A 20,375-nucleotide genomic window follows, 5' to 3' on the forward strand; every position below is an offset into this window, starting at 1 on the left:
CCCCCTTACTTTAAATCTTCTAAAGCTTTTGTTAATTGTTCTTCTGTTAATCCCATACTATGGTTCTTGTATCCTGCCTCTTCTATTACAGAAACGCCTTTTCCCTTTATTGTGTTTAATATAATGGCAACTGGCTTATCTTGTTTTTTACCTTCAACTATCGCCTCATGCATTTCTTGCATATTGTGTCCATCAACATTTTTAACAAAGAATCCAAATGCTTCCCACTTCTTATCCATTTTCCCCATATCAACTATATCTACTAATTGTCCATCTAGTTGCATCTTATTGTAATCTACAAATAAAATTAAATTATTTAATTTAAATGAAGATGCTGCTAATGCGGCTTCCCAAACTTGTCCTTCATTACATTCTCCATCACCAATAGCACAATAAATATATGCATTATCCTTCTTTATTTTAGAAGCTTTTGCCATACCAACAGCACAACTAATTCCTTGACCCAGTGATCCTGTTGTCATATCTATTCCATTTGTTCTGTTCATGTCACAATGACTTGGTAATAATGTATTTTCTTTATTTAACGTTAATAAAGCTTCCTTTTCTAGGTATCCTTTATCTGCTAATGTTGCATATAAAGCTGGGCCTGCATGGCCTTTTGATAAAACGAATCTATCTCTACCTTCCATTTTAGGGTTTTTGACATCTATATTCATTTCTTTGTTATATAGTAATACCAATACATCAACTATTGATAAGCTTCCACCATAATGCCCTTTGCCTGCACTGTGAATTTCTTGCACTAATAATCTTCTAACTTCATTTGATCTTTCTTTAAGGAAATTAAGTTCCTCTATTCTCATATTAATTCCTCCTACATTCTTTTATATTTTTTTAATATTTCTCTTACTTCATCTTTAGATGAAGTGGTCATAAGCCTATCTAAATCTTTTGAATTATTTATCAAACTCATAAATTCTAATAGTGCATTTAAGTGTGATTGCTTGTCCTTTGTAGCGAAAGTTAGTATTAATTTTACTGGATCATTAAACTCACTATTAAATTTAATTGGATATTTTAAATTTACTAAACTCATACATGTTTCATTTATTTCATCTGTCCTATCTACATGCGCTAGGCATATTCCTGGTGCGATAACCATGTATGGTCCTAATTTCTCAAAGTTTTCAATTATGCCTTCTTTATATTTTTCTGTTATAGAATCTTTCTTTATTAGGATATCCGATGCTTTACCTATTGCATCTATCCAATCCTTACAATTTAACTTTAGTTCTATGTTTTCTCTTTTTATGAAGTCTTTAAGGGAATTTTTTTCTACTTTATTAATTTCTTTTTCATTTTGCTTTTTTAACTCATATAAAATTTCATATCGTAATTGTTCCTCATCTCTTACTTCACAATGTTTTTTTACTTTAGCTAATATTCTATTTACTAGTAAAAGTTCTTCTCCCTGTTGTTCTTTTTTTGCAACTGGAACTAAATACTTTTCTAATTTCTTAATATCATTTTCTGAAAACAGTGGAGATATTTTTATGTACTCGTCTTTATTTAATCCTCCAATGTCTATTGTACTTATTATAAAATCACAAGTACTTTTTAACTCCACATCAACATTTCTACTTCCATAAGTTCCCATTATGTCTAAGTTGAATCTTTCTGATATTTTAGAAGCTATCATTTTAGATGCTCCAATTCCAGATCCACATACTATTATTATCCTTGTTTTCCCATCTATTCTTTGTTTATATCTAGCAAGTGCTGCTGCATAATGAAGAACTATATACGAAGTTTCGTGTTCTCCAAGTTCTTCGCCTATAAACTCTTCTAAGTATTTGCAAGCAGCTTCTACAACTTTAAATAAATTGCCTTGCTCTTGCTTAATTCTATCAAACAATGGATTTTCTATTCTAGAACCATATTTTATTCTATAAAGGCTTGGTCTTAGGTGCAATAATAAACCCTGATATAATCCTTCTCTCTCATTATTTAAATTTATATTATAGATTGACTCTACATATTCAGTCATAACTTTTATTAAGCTTTGCAACTCATTTTCTCCACAAGTATCCCCAGCTTGAAATGTATTGTTAACAACTTTTGCTCCTAAAAGATGTATAACTATATAACATGACTCCATTTCTGGAACAACAATATTATAATATTCTTCAATCTTTCCTATTATTTCTAGTGCTACTTGGTATTCTACTGTGCTTTTAACAAATCCATCATCTAGCTCTGGAAGATAAATCACTTTGTCCAATTGAACTCTTTTTATCATTATTGATAAGTGAGTTATAAGACCGCCATATGCCTCATCGCTAAATTCCCTTTTTAAATCTATTTCAGCCTTCTTTATTAATCTATCTATAAAATCTATATCTATATCTTCAAATAAAGTGCTGAATTGTAAGTTATTTATTTTCGATTGAATTGATTTTTTTGAAACATAATTTACAACATCCTCTGCTGATACACTTTTAGCCATTATATCTATTACAGCATTTCTCTTATTCATTTCTAACCCATCTGCTATAAGTCCTAATCTTGGCTTTCTAACTAGTTTTAAATCATACTTTTCTAATTCATAACCAATTTCATCTAATTCTTTTAATAATGTATTCTTTGATACACATAACTTTTCTTCAAAATCTTTAATTTTTATATACTCATTGCTTTGAAGTAGCTTTAAAGTCATAAAAAGTTTTCTTTCATATTTTGAATATACATATTTATAAGGTGTATATTCTCCTATGAATTTTTGCATGTATTCCTTTACTTTAAGGGTGTCGTTTATTCTTATACCCTTCTTATACTTTTTATCAAAGTATCCAAATCCATTTTTCACTAAGAAAGATTCAATTTTATCAATTTTATATCGTATTCCTCGATTAGTTATTTTGTATCTTGCAGCTATTTCTTCTAATTGCACATAGTCATCTTTTTCAATCATGTATTGAAGTATCTCCATACATTCTTTATTAAGCTCCATATTACCAAATCCCCTCTCCTATATTATATAAATATAGTCTTATCACTTGTATCTCGTATATATACTTTTCTCTTCTGTTTAAATGTGAAAATATGAACTTATTATTAGTAATATTAAGTTCACAAAATTGCTTAAAAGCATTTTTACTCCTAAGTTTCTTTTTCTTACCTTATATACCACCAATTATGTTAGTATTCGCTAGTACATTATGCTATTATTAAGTAATCATAGCGTATCTATTAATATTTTAAAATAAATATTGCTTAACCTAGACACATCAAGGTGTCTAAACTATATTCTAAAAACGAAAGGTATGAAATAATGAATTTTAAACAATTAGGAATAAATGAAGAAATAGTAAACTTATTAAAAAAATCTGGAATCACAGAGGCAACTCCAGTTCAAGAACAAAGTATTCCATTAATTAAACAAGGAAAAGATGTTATAGCTGAAGCTCAAACTGGTACTGGGAAAACCCTTGCCTTTTTACTTCCTATTATTGAGAATATATCACTAACTAATAATTCAGTTCAAGCATTAATTATCTCTCCAACAAGAGAACTTGCTATTCAAATAACTGAGGAAGCAAAGAAGCTTAAAGAGGCTAAAGATATAAAAATATTAGCAGCTTATGGTGGAAAAGATGTAGGATCACAAGTTAAAAAGCTACAAGGAAACATTCATTTAGTTATTGCAACTCCTGGTAGACTTATAGATCATATCGAAAGAGGAACTGTTGATCTTAGCACATTAAAAACTTTAGTTTTAGATGAAGCTGATCAACTGTTATTTATGGGATTCAAAAATGAAGTTGACACTATTATGAGTAAAGCTCCAAAGAAACGTCAAATACTTTGTTTCTCTGCAACTATGGATTCTCAAGTAAAAAAACTTGCTTATAGATACATGGTTGATCCAAGTATTATTACTGTAACTAAAGAAGAGGAAATTACCCTTGATAGCATTAAGCAATTTGTTGTTGAAACTACAGACAGAAAAAAACAAGATGCTTTATGTGCTGCTTTAGCAGAAGATAATCCATTTATGTCTATTATATTCTGTAGAACTAAAAGAAGAGCTGATGAGCTTGAAATGGGACTTAGCAGACGTGGTATTAAAACTGAGAAATTACATAGTGATATCCCTCAAGCGAAACGTGAAAGAATAATGAGATCTTTTAGAAAAGCAGATATTCAATATCTTATAGCTACTGATGTAGCATCAAGAGGATTAGATGTAAGTGGAGTTACTCATATATATAACTATGATATTCCTGAAACTGCTGAAATTTACATTCATCGTATAGGTAGAACTGGAAGAGCTGGAGAAGCAGGATATACATGTATGTTCATAGATCCAAAAAACCAAAAGATTTTAGATGAAATAGAATCAAAAATCAAATTCAAAATACCTAGAAGAGAATTAAATATATAATATAGATGAACATTGTAATGTTTTAGAATTAATTTAAAAGGTACTATTCCGCGTAGAAATACACGAAATAGTACTTTTTTTATTTAATTATAAAAACATTCCATTAAATTTACTTAGTTCTATAATATAATATTAACCTCGGTTCCCTTTTCTAATTCACTAATCATTTCAATTTCTCCACCATGATTTTTAATAATTTCTTTTGATATAGCTAATCCTAATCCAGAGCCCTTATGAGCCTCACCTGTATTTGTTCCTCTATAATATCTATCAAATATATATTTAAGTTCCTCTTCTTTTATTCCTCTTCCATTATCTTTTATTATTATTTCAACTTTGTCCTTTTTTCTAATTTCTACTTTTATTGAAGCTTCTTCATTATTATGAACCATTGAATTGAAAATCAAATTAGTTACTGCTCTTCTTATTAAAATAACATCTATCTCTTTTTCAATAACTTCCATACTACTAATAAATTCTATATTTCTATTCTCATATCTACTATCATTTAATATATCTATTACTATATTCCTAATTAGACTAACTAAATTAGTATTCTTTTTATTTAAAACCAAGCTATTATTTTTAAGTCTTGTTGATAAATTTAAATCATCAACTAATTCTTTTATATATTTTGATTTACTATATATTATTTTATTATAATCTTGAATTTCCTCTTTAGAAAAATCATATTCCTCATCACCTATAATTTCTGCATACCCTTGTATTGATGAAAGAGGCGTTTTTATATCATGAGTTATGTTTGCTAGCCATTCCTCTCTCATTTTTTCTAGCATTTCTCTTTCATTCTCATTTATTTTTAAAGTATCAGCTAATCTATTTACATTTTCAAATACACCTTTATATACTCCATCTTCTTTTATATATAAACTGTATTCCCCTTTTGCTAGGGTATCTACTCCCCCTATTAGTTTTGAAATAGGCTTAGTTAATTTTCTACTAAATAAATATCCAAATATTAATGCAATAATAGCATCAATAATTAAACCTAAAGTTATTATTGATTTAATAAATTCTATTAATGCCTCTTTAGAATAACTTATAGTTATTCTGCCTACTTCATCACTAGGTAATGCAATTATAATATTAACGTGCTTATCACTTAATTGCTTCTCTAGAATAAAATTTATATAATAACTCTCTATATATTTATAGTTATTAACTATCTCAAAAGGTGTATATTTTTTAGGCACTCCTTCTGGCACATTGAACTCATTTAGCACTTCACCATTATCATTTAAAACCTGTATCCACCCAGCCTTATTTTTTAATATTTCCTGTCCATTTTGTGCTATTTCTAGTTTTCCATCATCTTCATATATATATTGCTCAAAGTCTCTTACAAATTGCTCTGGTCTACCTTGCAAGTCCCCTCTTTTCCATTCATTATTTAAGCTTATAATATATACCATAAATATAGTAATAATATTTATTATTGCTACTAATATAACTACTGCAACAATAGTTCCTATAAATCTACCCGTTACTTTCCACTTCATAATTACTCTTCCTTTACTGATAGTTTGTATCCAAGCCCTTTTGCTGTTAGAATATACTTTGGCTTTGATGGATCATCCTCAACCTTTTCTCTTAACCTTCTCATATGTACCATTATTGTATTATCAAATCCTATATACTCTTCTCCCCATACCTTGTCACATAACCTTTCTTTACTTATAATTTGATTTGGATAATGTGCTAGTAAAGAAAGTATCTTTAATTCCTTAGCGGTTAAATCTATATGCTTTTTACCTTTTATTAATTCTGCTCTACTTTCATTTAACATATATGGTCCAAACTTTATAATATCCTCTTTTTCTATCTCTACCACATTATTTGCTGATTCATTAACATAATTTGCTCTTCTTAAATGAGCCTTTACTCTAAACGCTACCTCTTTAGGGCTAAAAGGTTTACTTATATAGTCATCTCCACCTATTGCAAATCCTAATATTTTATCTAATTCTTCTGTTTTTGCTGATAAAAATAGTATTGGCACATTAGATTTTGTCCTAATTATTTTACATGCATCATATCCCTGACCATCTGGTAACATTATATCTAATATAACTAAGTCTGGATTTATCCTTTCAAATTCAGATAATCCTTCTCTCATTGTAGTTGCCGTATATATGTTATTAAATCCTTCTTTTCTTAAGACAGTTTCTAATAGCTTTAATATTTCTCTTTCATCATCTACTATTAATATTTTATTATCCATAACTTCCTCCTCAGTTTAAGAGTTCTAAAAAATAACAATCCCACTTCAAAGCAAACTAGGATTTTGGCTATTTATTTTTTGCAAATGCTCATCTCTTATATTTTCTTATTTTACTACATTTATCTTCTAAATTAACCTTATATTTTTTTTAATATTCCTTGTACTAAAGTAGGGAGGAATTTAAATATAAATTCCTCCCTACCTACATTTTTAGTTATTTGTTTGTGACTTCCTAAGGTTCTTTCAAAAATAATAAACCAATTTACTAGTCTATTATTTTTTTAAGTGCCTAAAATAGATTTATTATAATAATCTTTTACTATTTACAAAATTCTTATATGCTATCATTGGTAATAGTATTATTAATGATACTGCAACTATACCAGATAAAATCCTAATTGTTATAGGAACTTCATACCTGACTATTAATTGGCTCATCATCATCCAGTTTGGTGTTAGTGCCATAAATTTCACCATTTTTTCTGGAACAAATGCTAACCCAAAATAAGAAATTCCCATAATTAATCCGCCTAATATAAATGGCATTGTTGCAGATTTAAAGGCAGATGATAGAGCTAATCCTATTTGTGCGAATACAAATGAACCTACTATAACAGATGCTATAACTATTAAGTACATTTGCAATACAGTAATATTCGATCCACTATTTTCAAAATACCATAATTGTTTAATTGGTATATCTAAGCTTTGGAAATTTTCATATTTAAATGCCTTTATTCCCATTACTAATACTGCTGAAATATTTATTAAGGATAAAGCTATTCCATTTGCTATAGCTTTAGCTATTACTACATTCTTTCTACCATTTTTTGTAGAATTTATTAACCCTACCATGCTTGATTCATATTCTTTTGTATAGTTACCTGATATAACTATAAACATAACTAACCCAATAAACGGTATGCACCCTTCTATTTTACTAAATACATCTGAATAAGTATCTAAAGTTTCAAAATTTCTAATTAATAATCCTGAAAACCCTAAAAATAATATCCAAATTATTAAAATGCTTTTTTTACCTAATGTTTTTCTTAATTCTGATTTTATTAAATTTATCATATCTACTACACCTCTTTTGCATCTTCTAAATCAAAATAGAACATATATACATCTTCAAATCTTGCAGGTTCAGCTTGTATATTAGCTTCCTTTGGAATTTCACTAGATACTACCCTAAGTACAGTTGAATCTACATCTCTTTGAATGCTTACAACCTTATATTGGCTTTGGATTCTATCAACTTCACTTTCATCCTTAACACTTATACTATAAACCTTATTAGCCATATCAGATAATATTTCCTTATGAGTTCCCTTCATAAGAAGCTTCCCGTTTTTAACCATTATAGTTTCCCTAGCTACAGATTCAATATCTGATATTATATGAGTTGAAAGTATTATTATTTTATCTCTTGATATTTTAGCTATTAGATTTCTAAACCTAGTTCTCTCTTGTGGATCTAACCCCGCTGTTGGTTCATCTAAAACTATTATTTTAGGATCATTTAATAAAACTTGAGCTATTCCAACTCTCCTCTTCATTCCTCCTGAAAATTTTCCTACAGCTTTGTTTCTCACTTCATAAAGCCCTACTAATTCTAATAATTCATCTATTTTGCTTTTTAATTCTTTACTCTTCAGTCCTTTTAAAGCACCTACATACTCTAAAAACTGCTTTGCTGTAAAGTTTTTATAAACTCCAAACTCTTGTGGCAAATATCCAATAATGTCTCTATACTCATCACCCATATCAAATATATTTTTGCCATTATAACATATTAATCCGTCATCAGGTTTTACTAATGTTGTTACTTGTTTCATTAATGTTGTTTTTCCAGCTCCATTTGGCCCAAGTAATCCATAAACACCATTTTCTAATGTTACTGTTATTCCATCATTAGCTTTTTTCTTACCATATACTTTAGTTAAATTCTTAATTTCTAATTTATTCATATTAACTCCTCCATTTATCTGTTATATATTTATCTGTTTATATATTTTGTTCTAGTTACCCATACGCTCAATGCTGTTGCAATTGCAAATATGGCTCCTAACATTACTATTGCTAAATTCATAAGATCCATATTATATCCAAATATATTAATTGATCCCATATAACTTCCTATTAGAGTATTAAACATAAACATTAAGTCATAATAATTGCTATATGAAAACATTAATACTAAAGTTGATGGAAGTATCTTAACTGCTGATATAGCTTTTGTTAATGCAATAAATAATCCAAAACCACTTATTGACCCTATAGAACTTGTACTTATAAATGAGAATAACATTAATATCATTGCCCATCCTTCAAACATTAAAAGTGCTACAGCTATATTTCTTAAAACATTTTCTACAATAGTTGGATTACCTTTTAAGATTGATATATGATTAATTATTCTAACAGCCTCTAATTCACCATTAACCGGACTTCCTTTTTGTATATAAGTTATAGTAAATACCCCTACCAAATATATACTATAGATTACTATAGGTATTAAAAGTGCAATTACTATTTTAGAATTTAAAGCTCTTTTTTTCTCCTTTGAAGAAAGTATTATATCTCGTACAGAGCTTATTATTTCATCCGTATATAAATTAGATATAAGTATCATTATAATTACAAGCATTCCTATGTTTATAAGAGGGTTTGTAGCCCTGTAAGTAAACACTTGCCAAAATCCTACCTCTTCATAATTCATACCCTCTATACTTTTTATTTTCTCTTCTGCCATAGATTTAAGTATTTTAGAATCTTTATCATTATCAGTTAAATTAGCTTGTTCTTCTAAAGATTCTACTTTCATTTGAAATTTTTCTTTAGCTATTTCTAATCCAGCTCTACTATCTACTACAAAACCTTTATTATCATCAAAGTAATTATTTTCAGTTTCTAATGTTGGCTTTATAAATATGGATATTATCAACACTAAACAAAGTACTCCTAATGACATTAACGTACTTTTAGATTTAATTAATTTTTTTAATTCCCACTTTATCATTTTGTCCTCCAATCTTCTTTTGTCTTACTAATTCTTATTTTAAATTACTAACCTTACATGAATGTAATCTCAAGCTTAAATAAACCTTAAATAAAGAATCTACAAATAAATAACAGAGCAGTATTCTTGATTTTACAATGTCTAATATATTTTTAATAAGCAAAAAAAACTTTAACAAAGGCTATCCAATGTTAAAGTTTCTTAAAATTATATTTCTACTAAATCCTATTTTATAATTATATCTATTTGTTTAATTTAGATATACCACTCTCAACTGCAACCCTTGCAACTTCTTTAGCTACAACTTGTGCAACTCTACTATCAAAGGCTCCTGGTATTATATAATCTTCATTTAATTCACTCTCTTCAATTAAACTTGCTATAGCTTTAGCTGCTGCAAGCTTCATTTCTTCTGTTATATCGGTAGCCCGTACATCTAATGCACCTCTAAATATTCCTGGGAATACAAGAACGTTGTTTATTTGGTTAGGAAAATCTGATCTTCCTGTAGCTATTACTCTTGCTCCACCTTTTTTTGCTTCTTCTGGCATTATTTCAGGGCTTGGGTTTGCCATAGCGAATACTATTGCATCTTTATTCATAGTAGCTACCATTTCACTAGTTACACAATTTGGACCAGAAACTCCTATGAATATATCTTTACCCTTCATAACATCAATTAAATTTCCTTTTTCATTATGCTTATTAGTTATTTTTGCCATATCTTTTTGAGCTTCATTAAGCCACTCTGCACTAGATTCTACAGCTCCATTTCTATCTACAAGAACAACATTTCCTACATTAAATTGTAAAAGCAATTTACATATTGATATTCCAGCTGAACCTGCTCCGTTTATTACTATGTTAACATCCTGCATTTTTTTACCAACAAGTTTTAATGCATTTATAAGTCCTGCTGAAACTACTATTGCAGTACCATGTTGATCATCATGAAATACTGGTATATCTAATTCTTCCTTTAATCTTCTTTCTATCTCAAAACATCTAGGAGCACTTATATCTTCTAAATTTATTCCACCAAAGGTAGGTGCTAGATATTTTACAGTCTTAACTATTTCATCTACATCCGTAGTGTCTAAACATATTGGAAATGCATCAATATTTGCAAATTCCTTAAATAATATAGCTTTTCCTTCCATAACTGGCATAGCCGCTTCTGGTCCTATATCTCCAAGGCCTAGCACTGCTGTTCCATCTGTAACAACCGCTACTAAATTTCCTTTTGCAGTATATTTGTAAACATCTTCTTTGTTTGCATGTATCTTTCTACAAGGCTCTGCCACCCCTGGGGTGTAAGCTGTACTTAAATCTTCTCTTGTTTTTACACTTACCTTTGAAGTTATACTTATTTTCCCCTTGTTATTTTCATGCATTTCTAAGCTTAATTTGTTATAATCCATAAACTCATCTCCTATATATATCTAGTGTATGCAATGATACACTGATTGATTTTTCTTATTTCATACCTAAACTACATATAAACACTGTCGTCTATTATTTTTTGAAATTTCCTTACTACATTAATATCTTTAATAGAGCACTAGCTAGTATAAGCACTAATGCACCACATATCCGAGTAGCAATTTGAGCAAATGGTATTAATTCCATTCTATTTGCTGCTGATAAAACTGCTACATCTCCTGTCCCACCCATATTAGTTGTACATAGCCCTGCAGTAATAGCTGATTCTATAGGATAGAATCCTACTATTTTACCACCTATTCCAGCACCTATTGCAACACCAGATACTACTATAAATACAAGTATTAGATATAGTGGGGTTATAGCTGCTGCAACTGCATTTAAATCTATCATAGATATTCCTATTCCAACTAAAAGTGCACTTGTTAAATTAGTCATTACAAACTGTCCCCATTGACTTGCAGACTGTTCAATCTTTTCTGGTATTAATCCTACTATTTTAGCAAATACAACTCCTATTATCATCCATGCGTAGGTATGTATTGATGGTATTATTTTTCCTATTACAGTACCAAAAGTGAAGAATGTAAGTGATAATAATAGTCCTATTCCAAGCATTCTTAAATCTAGCTTACTACTTACTTTTTCATTTAATTCTCCCGAATCATCTTTCATTAATTGTCCATTACCTGACCAACTTGGCTTTATAATAGCTATCTTAGCTATTATACCACCACCTATTATAGCCATAACATTTCCTAAAGTCGATGCCGGTATCATAATTGAAATAAGTTGTGCTGGATCTCTTCCAAGTGCTTCTGCATACATATTAGATAAAGGAATAACTCCAGCTCCCATTCCACCACCCATCATAGGAATTGCAATAAACATTATTGCCTCTTTAAACCCATAGCCCACAAGGAATCCTACTGAACCTACTAAAAGTAAGGCAAAAGTTATTGCACAAATAGCTACTGGTAAAAACCTAACAGATGCCTTTATTAAAAGCTTTCTATTCATTCCAAGGATACTACCAGTTATAAGTGCTGATATATAGAAGTTTAAAAAACCTACATCATTCATAAAAAAATCCACATTTTCTATAACTTCTTTTGGAATTACATTAAATGTAACTAAAGCTGCTGATCCAAATATTGCAACTATTGCCCCTCCCCCTAAATAAGTTTTTACTATTGGAGTTCTATTTCCTATTTCATTAAAAGCTGCCCCAAGCACTATTGTTATAGCTAGCGCTCCAACCATTCCACCAGGTAGATATCCCATAGCAGTTGCTCCTAACACTATTATAGCAACCATTGAAAATTGTAATAAATTCATTCCCATTACTTGTATTTTATTACCCTGCATAATGATCCTCCCTATTTTACTAATTTATTTGTAATTAATAAACTAGTCCCATATATAATTTCTTTCTTTAACATCATTATACAGAAAACGTTTTCTAATATATATATTAGAAAAGTATTGAATACCTTTTGTAAGTAAAGTACATGTTAATAAAATAGCAATCTATATGATTTAGCCAATATTAAATATAATATTTAATGCTTGGTCTCCCACCAGTTTGATAATCTATCTCACTATTAATTTCCTTAATTTCTATCATGTAATTCATATATCGTCTTATTGTAACTCTAGATAACCCCACCTTTTCTGCTATTTCTTCACTAGTATGTAATTTTTCACTACTAGCTTTCATAAATTCTCTTATCATATCTAATGTCTTTTCATTTAATCCTTTTTTAATATTTCCTGAATCATCCTTATTTCTATTCGCTATAAGGATATCTATATCAGATTGCTTAAATTTATAATTTGTGTTTATAAGCGTATATTTTTCTAGAAATTTATTCAAAGCTCCTAAAAACCGCTTATATTCAAAAGGCTTAATTAAATAATCTATAACACCTAAATTTAATATTTCATTTAATGACTTAGTTTCATCTGCGGCTGTAACCATTATTACATCACTATTAATATTCATTTTTCTTAATTCCTTTAAAAGTTCGATTCCATTTAATTTTGGCATATATACATCTAATATAATGAGATCCACTTTGCTTTTTTTAAGCACCTCTAATGCATCTTTTCCATTGTTACATATCCCTACTACGGTTAATTGTGGTACATCTTCCACATATTTTTTATCTATTTCCGCTACCATCGGATCATCTTCCACTATAAGCACTCTAATCATTTATCTTCTCCTTATTCTCATTAAACATATTTAAATAAATAACAAGCTAGTATTCTTGTCTTTTATTTTACAATACCTTACTTATTCTTATTTCAATGCAAGTCCCTATCTCTTCTTCGCTTTCTATAACTATTTCCCCACCATAGTTGTCTAGTATACTTTTTATTATATACATTCCTACACCTCTATTTTTGCCTTTTGTTGAAAATCCTTTGTCATATATTCGTTTTAAATTCTCACTACTTATTCCATTACCAGTATCATCTATAGTTATTAGCAAACTATTTTCATCATTATAAATTAGTAAACTTATATTTTTTAAATCATTATCTTTTTCATTTATAGAATCTATAGAGTTTTCAATTAGATTTCCTATTATAGTTACTAATGAATTTCTACTTATTAAATTATCATTCATATTAAAATAACTGTTTGGGTTTAAGTTTAGTTTTATACCCATTTCTTTTGCTCTACTAATTTTACCAATAATCAAAGCCGCTATAGTAGGATCTTTAATTTTTTTTATAATAAGGCTTACTATTTCACTTTGTTCTTCTCTTATATTCATAATATAACTTTTAGCATCTTCAGTTTTACCTATTTGTATAAGCCCTAGTATAACATGTAGCTTGTTCATAAATTCATGAGTATTACTTCTTAGCGAATCTATTATTTGATTTATACCTGTAAGTTCCTCTGCTAGCCTAGTTACTTCAGTTTTATTTCTTAATATAGTTACTGCCCCAATAACCTTATTATTTTCTATTATGGGTATTCCATTACTAATAATAATATTATCTTTTATTATTATTTCTTCATTATTTCGACTTTCTCCACTTTGAATAATATTTACTAACTTACTCTTTGAAAATATATCATTAATAAATTTACCTTCTATATTCTTAGTTTTTCTTATATCTAACATATTTATTGCAGCCTTATTAAATATTATTATTTTTCCATTTTCATCTACAGCTATTATTCCTTCTTCTAATGAATCAACTACCTCTTTTCTTTGCATATACATTTTTGTAAATTTGTAAGGTTCATGTCCTAATAAAGATATTTTTATATTTCTAGATAAATATAATGATACAACTATTCCTACACTAAATATAAATGCAGCTAAAATTATGTATATTTTAAACATTTCAATTTTTAGTTTATTTATATTTTCCATAAGAGTACTTATCATTATAAATCCTAATTGTTTTCCACTTTTATTTTTTATTACAAAAAATGCACGTTTTTGTTTTCCTAAACTACCCTCTGCTTCAGATATGTAACTTTCCTCTCCACCTAAAACTTTTTTTTCATCTCCACCTACAAATTTTTTTCCTACCTCATCTTCATTTGGATGATAATATCTCTTTCCATTATTATCGGCTATAACTATAACATCTATATCGTTCGCACTAACTATTATGTCATCTAGATATCTCTCTACAGCGCTACTAATTTCTTTATTATTTAGATCATCTATAACCATAGGATTTTTAGCTATTATTTTCGAAATGTTTAATAAATTAGCTTCAAGCTTTTTCTCAATTATATTCATATTGAATTTTAAGGTTATAGTCATTGTGGTAATTAACATGATAGTCATTAGTAATATATTTGTGAAAGTAATTTTACTTTTTAAAGATACTTTCTTATTCGATATCTTATTTAACATATTCCCGTTGCCAAAACCTTATAAAACTCTATAAAGCTTGTTTAATCCGCTAATTTTCTATGAAGTAGTTTAATCTGCTTTTTTATTTTTATAATATTACTTGTTTTGACGAACTTACTCCCTTCCTTATTTTTTAGGTATTTGCTATATACCCTACGTTGTAATCTACGTAGCCTGTTTTCAATTATGATTGAATTTTCTTTGACTTTACATTTTGAAGATGCTCATCTCTTACATTTTCTTATTTTACTACATTTATCTTCTAAAGTAACCGATTCAAATAATGCTCAGCCATTAATTTCTGTAAGAGAACAATAAAAGAATAAAAGGTTGAACTAAGTTATCTTTAGTCCAACCTTTTCTTATATATTTTCTATTTTTGTATTTTAACAATAAATTCTTCTACTAAGGCATCATATTTAATCTAACATTTCTCCAGCCCTATAACTTTCATATATGCACTCTGGGTTACAATAATAAAATCCTATTATATAATCATCTATACATTTTGATATATATGAATTATAAACTTCTATTATGTTATTAATTATATCACCTTGTAATCTTAATAATAAATCCATATAAACTCGTCCAATATCCCAGAAAGAAGGAATTCTTAAGTTGTGTTTCTCAAGTTCTACAGTATTATCAAAGCTACCACTTTGAATATTATAATCAATAATAAACTCATTTGCAACAGCTTCAATATTTTCACAATGCATTACCTCAGCATCTTGATATATTCTATCTAACCCATTTTTTCCAATAGTATTCACAATTAGACTTCCTTCATTTTTAGTAACTCTACCTATATATTCTATAAGTGAACATGTAAATAATAAGTCATTATCATATATGCTTTCTATCACATTTAAAACTCCTCTCAAACCTTAATACCTCTAATGATCTATTTGTACAAAAACATATTTGATGCGTTGGATATCTAAATTTTGCAAGTTCCCAAAATGCCGTTCTACTAATTTCACCTTTTAAAAATTGATTAATAAAATCTTTAACAAATTTTCTCATTTTGCATAACTATATCTTTATTATATCAAGCCCTCCTGTTTTAAACAACTTTTATAGCACTATGTTCACTGTGACCATCATAAGTATAACTTATTAATGTTTTTCCAGATGCACTCTTAGATTCTAAAATCCCTTCCTTATTATATGTGTAATTATACATCATATTTCCAGTGTAGGCATTATTCAAAGTTCCATCTGCATTATAGTTAAATCTTTGATTTACAAGGTTTAGCTTATACTTATCTAAGTCTTCTATTACTTTAGGATTTTGCTCTTCTAATAATTTCTTTTCTTTTTGCCTTTTTATTCTTTCTGTAAATCTATTATTACTAAGTGCTAAAGGTTTTGTTAATCCTATGTTTTTAGCATTTTCTTCTTCAGCTTGTTTAGCTTCTATCGCCATTAATTTTTGGTTTACTGTATAAGCTTTCAGATCAATAATATTTCTATCAATATTGTATCGTCTTTCCACTACCACCTTATATTGCTCTTTTACTTTCGCTTTGCAGGAAAAACCCCATCATAATTTACTTATGATGGGATTCATAATTTTACACTTCTAATATGTCTTGAGAAATAAATTATTGAATTTTAACTCATCCTCAAATTTATTGTCACTTCCATAATAATAGTAAATTAAATTAATTCTTATAATTAATAATTATTGGTTTTAGACCTGACCCCATAGAATAAACTGGAAACCTTTTATTCTTGCTACTTACATTTACTAAATGGCAAGAGAAAATTTAAATTAATGTGTTACTCTAGGGGTAGATATCTATACTAATACATATTTCCAAAATATATTATTTATTAATTCTTATATTATCTCATATTGTTTCATAAAGTTATACCACTTTTCACTACTTCCAAGCTCTAGGTATCTTTCTCCAATCACATATTGATTAAAGAAATCTCGAAATTTATTGTATTCCTTTATTTTGCATTTTTCTCCCAACTCACTAGTTACACAATATACATTCCCATTTTTTTTATTAAGTAATATTGGATATGGCTCTATTTGTCCTATACATATATATTGGCTTTGATTTGGAACTTTATACATAATAATATCATTCTGATGTTCTTTAAATTTTTCGTCATCTACCCAAAACAAAACATCAGCAAATCTCATATATTCATATTGATTTCTTATCCATAAAAAGTCTTCTATCATATCTGTTGATTTAAAGTCTATTATATATTCGTTACTATCTCTCTTTTCTAATAATGCTAATGCCATCTTCATAATATCTTTATCCAAAACTCCCTGTATTCTTTGGAGTTTTATAATTATATCTTTATTCATATTATCACCTTTCCGTAATTATTTTTACTCTTCCATTTTCAGGTACAGCCCTCATTTGTGATCCTAAATTTATCCCAATCTTTCTATTTGTATACATTTCTGCCATCTTTAGATTTCCCCATTCATCTGCTCCATTCAATTGCAACTCCCAAACATGATCAGGATCCATATTATCTAATTCTTTCATAAACTTCTTTAATTCTACAGTATTATCTTTGTATTTTTCTACTAAAGCCTCCCTCATATATTCCTTATAATCTCTTGTAACACTTGGTTTCCGTTTAGATTTTGTTTTATATAATTTATTATTATCACTTAGTCCCTCTAATTTTCCAGCTTTATAATTAAAATAATCTATATTTATTTGCTTTAAATCTTTTCCCCACTTAAATGTTTTTTCATACTTTAATTTGACTTGATAGTAATCTCCCAATAAATCATACTTTTTAATTGCCTTATTATAGTCAGGTATTCTTCCTTCTACCGCTTCAACATTATTCCAATATGAATTGTATCTCTTTCCATCTTTTTTGGACATTTCTCCAAAAGCACTTGCTTTGGTATCACAATCCCTAGCATACCCACTAGGATCACAATACCCAACTGGATTATTCCCACAATAAGCATAAAGATTTAACCCATCGCCCCTATAAACATCTTCCTGAGTAAATCTCCCTATTACAGGATTATAGAATCTAGCTCTCAAATAATACTGCTGAGTAATTCCATCAAATTGTTGCCCCGTATAAGTTATCCTATTATGAACATCTTCCTTACTATCTAAAACATTACCAAAAGCATCATAACAATATTCATTCTTTATTCGCTGCCCTTTATCTGTAATAAATATTGTACTACCCTGCTCATCCTGACTATAATAATACCTGTTTAAATTATATTCAAATTTCGAATTTTAATCTTCATTATTACCATCAGTAATATCAGCCGCAACAACTTCATAACCTCTAACAAATCTAGAAATCGAATTATAATCCCCATCTGTTTCAACTAAAATATTTTCCTTATGGAATATAAATTTAGTTAACTTTTCATTTTCTTTAATCTCAACTCTTAAGCCTTCTGTATCATATCTACTAACTAAAGTATTTCCTTCTTTAGTTATAGCTTTCACTTGTTGGTTTAACGTATTGTATTCAAAATTGTTATTCCCATCTTTTCCTTATTCTTTTATTGTATTTCCTTGTTTATCATAAGTAAAGTAGTTTATTTCATTTTTATTGTATAGTTCTTTTAACTGATTTTTCACATTATAAACATACTTGTCAGTTATATCATTTGTTGTTTTTGTTAATCTATTTCCTACTTTATCATAAGTGAAGCTTTCTTTTCTTCCATCATAGCTAGAATCTTTTAATCTATTCATACTATCGTAATCGTAGAAGTTTTTATGCTTTGAGCTCAGCTTTTGAAGTCTATTTCCATTTAAATCCTAAGCATAATTATAATCTACTAATACTTTTCCAGTTGATGATATTGTAACTAAGCTTTGAACATTTCCATTATAACCGTAATCTATCTTTAATCTATTTTTACAGATAATTAAAGAGCCAATATTGACTTTATATTTACTCAATATCGGCTCTTTATATTATAGATTTTTTACTTAGTGGTTATAATATTTCATTTATATACCCACTAAATTCTGCATTATCTTCATGTGATATTTCTAATAATATACTCTTAATAATTTCTTTATTGCTATCATCTAAAATTTTAAATATACTTTTATACATTCTTCTTGATGGAGCATCATTCAATATTCTATAATGAAGTATTTTGACCCATTTTTTTGCTTGTGGTAACATTTTCGGAACTGCTTTAGCTAATTCTAATAACCCATCTTTCTCATCAAAATCCTCAATAAGATGAACTAATCCAAACATCACTTCTTCATCTTCTGTATTATCATCAAGACATTTACATAATTCTATTATAATTTTAGGATCTCTTACATTTGATAAATTTTGTACTGCTTCTTCAAAATTAATAAACTCATCTCTATCTCTTAATAATCTATTATTTTTCAACTTGTCTAATTCTATATTTACTTGATTCAAATTCATTTTAGTACACTCCTTTTCCAAATATATCATGCCTATATTTCACATATTTTTCTGAATATGATTGTAGCACTGGTAACATTTCTTTATATATTCCTTATATTTTTTAAATCAAATGCTACAGCATCTCTTGGTTTTAATAAATAATAAAATTTCTTTTGTTTATCAGTCATATTACGCCCATAAGTATAAGTTTCTCGATGCCTTCCGCCCTTAGTGCCCTGTTCCATATTCATACATAATCCTTCACCTTTAGAGACTGTATATTATTTCATAAATTCAGCTGATGGGAAATGGTGTGGCGTAATGTTATCTCCTCTTTTCCCCAATTTAACTAATTCTTCATACGTGCCAATTTTACCTTCCATATAAAAAGATACTTTATCACAATATGAGTTATACATCTTTGCATCTTCTTTGGACATTTCTCCAACAGTACTTGCTTTGGTATCACAATCCCTAGCATACCCACTAGGATCAAAATACCCAACTGGATTATTCCCACAATAAGCATAAAGATTTAACCCATCGCCCCTATAAACATCTTCCTGAGTAAATCTCCCTATTACAGGATTATAGAATCTAGCTCTTAAATAATACTGCTGAGTTATACAATCAAATTGCTGCCCAGTATAAGTTATCCTATTATGAACATCTTCTCTGCTATCTAAAACATTACCAAAAGCATCATAATAATATTCATTTCTAACTTGCTGCTCTTTATCTGTAATAAATATTGTACTACCTTGCTCATCCTGACTATAATAATGCCTGTTTAAATTATATTCTAATTCTAAATTTAAATCTTCATTATTACTATCATTAATATCAGCAGCAACAATTTCATAACCTCTACCCAATCTAGAAATTGCATTAAAGTCTTTATCTGTTTCAACTAAAACATTTTCCTTATGGAATATAAATTTAGTTAACTTTTCATTTTCTTCA

General features: G+C 28.3%; 23 protein-coding genes. 1 reads left to right on the plus strand and 22 read right to left on the minus strand.

What is annotated here, in order from left to right:
* Window positions 1-5 precede the first annotated feature (5 nt).
* Window positions 6-824 carry a transketolase gene (locus tag BLS77_RS06620; RefSeq protein ID WP_089967173.1) on the minus strand — a complete coding sequence of 273 codons (819 nt, stop codon included), beginning with the start codon at window positions 822-824 and terminating at the stop codon, window positions 6-8.
* An 11-nt stretch (window positions 825-835) separates the two neighbouring features.
* Complete coding sequence (locus BLS77_RS06625; protein ID WP_089967175.1) at window positions 836-2,971, minus strand: BglG family transcription antiterminator; 2,136 nt, start codon at window positions 2,969-2,971, stop codon at window positions 836-838.
* Between the two features lie 321 nt (window positions 2,972-3,292).
* Between BLS77_RS06625 and BLS77_RS06630 the strand changes: the two genes are divergently transcribed.
* Window positions 3,293-4,405, plus strand: coding sequence for a DEAD/DEAH box helicase (locus BLS77_RS06630; protein WP_089967177.1), 1,113 nt, complete (start codon window positions 3,293-3,295; stop codon window positions 4,403-4,405).
* Window positions 4,406-4,524: 119 nt separating this feature from the next.
* Here BLS77_RS06630 and BLS77_RS06635 read toward each other — a convergent pair whose 3' ends face one another.
* The 20 genes from BLS77_RS06635 to BLS77_RS20295 all read right to left on the minus strand — a co-directional run bounded on the left by BLS77_RS06635 (window position 4,525) and on the right by BLS77_RS20295 (window position 20,287).
* Window positions 4,525-5,925, minus strand: coding sequence for a HAMP domain-containing sensor histidine kinase (locus BLS77_RS06635; protein ID WP_089967180.1), 1,401 nt, complete (start codon window positions 5,923-5,925; stop codon window positions 4,525-4,527).
* A gap of 2 nt (window positions 5,926-5,927) precedes the next feature.
* Window positions 5,928-6,647 (minus strand): response regulator transcription factor, encoded by a 720-nt coding sequence (locus tag BLS77_RS06640; protein ID WP_089967182.1) that lies wholly within the window; start codon window positions 6,645-6,647, stop codon window positions 5,928-5,930.
* Window positions 6,648-6,950: 303 nt separating this feature from the next.
* Window positions 6,951-7,727 (minus strand): ABC transporter permease, encoded by a 777-nt coding sequence (locus BLS77_RS06645; RefSeq protein ID WP_089967184.1) that lies wholly within the window; start codon window positions 7,725-7,727, stop codon window positions 6,951-6,953.
* Between the two features lie 5 nt (window positions 7,728-7,732).
* A complete protein-coding gene (locus BLS77_RS06650; RefSeq protein ID WP_089967186.1) occupies window positions 7,733-8,620 on the minus strand; it encodes an ABC transporter ATP-binding protein in 888 nt (295 codons plus the stop codon).
* Between the two features lie 29 nt (window positions 8,621-8,649).
* The gene (locus tag BLS77_RS06655; RefSeq protein ID WP_089967188.1) at window positions 8,650-9,672 is read right to left on the minus strand and encodes a hypothetical protein; all 1,023 of its coding nucleotides are present in this window, start codon (window positions 9,670-9,672) and stop codon (window positions 8,650-8,652) included.
* A gap of 242 nt (window positions 9,673-9,914) precedes the next feature.
* Complete coding sequence (locus tag BLS77_RS06660; RefSeq protein ID WP_089967190.1) at window positions 9,915-11,093, minus strand: NAD(P)-dependent malic enzyme; 1,179 nt, start codon at window positions 11,091-11,093, stop codon at window positions 9,915-9,917.
* A 115-nt stretch (window positions 11,094-11,208) separates the two neighbouring features.
* Window positions 11,209-12,483: a 2-hydroxycarboxylate transporter family protein gene (locus tag BLS77_RS06665; RefSeq protein ID WP_089967191.1), complete on the minus strand. Its 1,275-nt coding sequence runs from the start codon at window positions 12,481-12,483 to the stop codon at window positions 11,209-11,211.
* A gap of 181 nt (window positions 12,484-12,664) precedes the next feature.
* Window positions 12,665-13,333, minus strand: a complete 669-nt coding sequence (locus BLS77_RS06670) for a response regulator (RefSeq protein WP_089967193.1) — start codon at window positions 13,331-13,333, stop codon at window positions 12,665-12,667.
* A gap of 67 nt (window positions 13,334-13,400) precedes the next feature.
* Window positions 13,401-14,891: an ATP-binding protein gene (locus BLS77_RS06675; RefSeq protein ID WP_175490797.1), complete on the minus strand. Its 1,491-nt coding sequence runs from the start codon at window positions 14,889-14,891 to the stop codon at window positions 13,401-13,403.
* 536 nt (window positions 14,892-15,427) lie between these two features.
* Window positions 15,428-15,877 (minus strand): hypothetical protein, encoded by a 450-nt coding sequence (locus BLS77_RS06680; protein WP_089967196.1) that lies wholly within the window; start codon window positions 15,875-15,877, stop codon window positions 15,428-15,430.
* Window positions 15,858-16,037, minus strand: a complete 180-nt coding sequence (locus BLS77_RS06685) for a DUF3990 domain-containing protein (protein ID WP_089967198.1) — start codon at window positions 16,035-16,037, stop codon at window positions 15,858-15,860. Before BLS77_RS06685 ends, BLS77_RS06680 begins: the two co-directional genes overlap by 20 nt.
* Before the next feature lie 40 nt (window positions 16,038-16,077).
* On the minus strand, window positions 16,078-16,509 hold the full coding sequence (locus tag BLS77_RS06690) for a hypothetical protein (RefSeq protein ID WP_139164822.1): 432 nt from the start codon (window positions 16,507-16,509) through the stop codon (window positions 16,078-16,080).
* A gap of 348 nt (window positions 16,510-16,857) precedes the next feature.
* Window positions 16,858-17,346, minus strand: coding sequence for a hypothetical protein (locus tag BLS77_RS06695; protein ID WP_089967201.1), 489 nt, complete (start codon window positions 17,344-17,346; stop codon window positions 16,858-16,860).
* Between the two features lie 4 nt (window positions 17,347-17,350).
* On the minus strand, window positions 17,351-18,196 hold the full coding sequence (locus tag BLS77_RS20290) for an RHS repeat-associated core domain-containing protein (RefSeq protein ID WP_341423430.1): 846 nt from the start codon (window positions 18,194-18,196) through the stop codon (window positions 17,351-17,353).
* 63 nt (window positions 18,197-18,259) lie between these two features.
* Entirely contained in the window at window positions 18,260-18,478 is a 219-nt protein-coding gene (locus tag BLS77_RS06705) for a hypothetical protein (RefSeq protein ID WP_089967203.1), read from the minus strand.
* A gap of 48 nt (window positions 18,479-18,526) precedes the next feature.
* Window positions 18,527-18,730 carry a hypothetical protein gene (locus BLS77_RS06710; RefSeq protein WP_089967205.1) on the minus strand — a complete coding sequence of 68 codons (204 nt, stop codon included), beginning with the start codon at window positions 18,728-18,730 and terminating at the stop codon, window positions 18,527-18,529.
* A gap of 66 nt (window positions 18,731-18,796) precedes the next feature.
* The gene (locus BLS77_RS19820; RefSeq protein ID WP_175490798.1) at window positions 18,797-18,940 is read right to left on the minus strand and encodes a hypothetical protein; all 144 of its coding nucleotides are present in this window, start codon (window positions 18,938-18,940) and stop codon (window positions 18,797-18,799) included.
* 37 nt (window positions 18,941-18,977) lie between these two features.
* Window positions 18,978-19,430 (minus strand): Imm30 family immunity protein, encoded by a 453-nt coding sequence (locus BLS77_RS06715; protein WP_175490799.1) that lies wholly within the window; start codon window positions 19,428-19,430, stop codon window positions 18,978-18,980.
* Between the two features lie 83 nt (window positions 19,431-19,513).
* Complete coding sequence (locus BLS77_RS19825; protein ID WP_175490800.1) at window positions 19,514-19,663, minus strand: hypothetical protein; 150 nt, start codon at window positions 19,661-19,663, stop codon at window positions 19,514-19,516.
* A 30-nt stretch (window positions 19,664-19,693) separates the two neighbouring features.
* Complete coding sequence (locus tag BLS77_RS20295) at window positions 19,694-20,287, minus strand: RHS repeat-associated core domain-containing protein (RefSeq protein WP_242873949.1); 594 nt, start codon at window positions 20,285-20,287, stop codon at window positions 19,694-19,696.
* Window positions 20,288-20,375 lie beyond the last annotated feature (88 nt).

It is taken from the genome of Clostridium gasigenes (genome assembly GCF_900104115.1).
Classification (GTDB): domain Bacteria; phylum Bacillota; class Clostridia; order Clostridiales; family Clostridiaceae; genus Clostridium; species Clostridium gasigenes.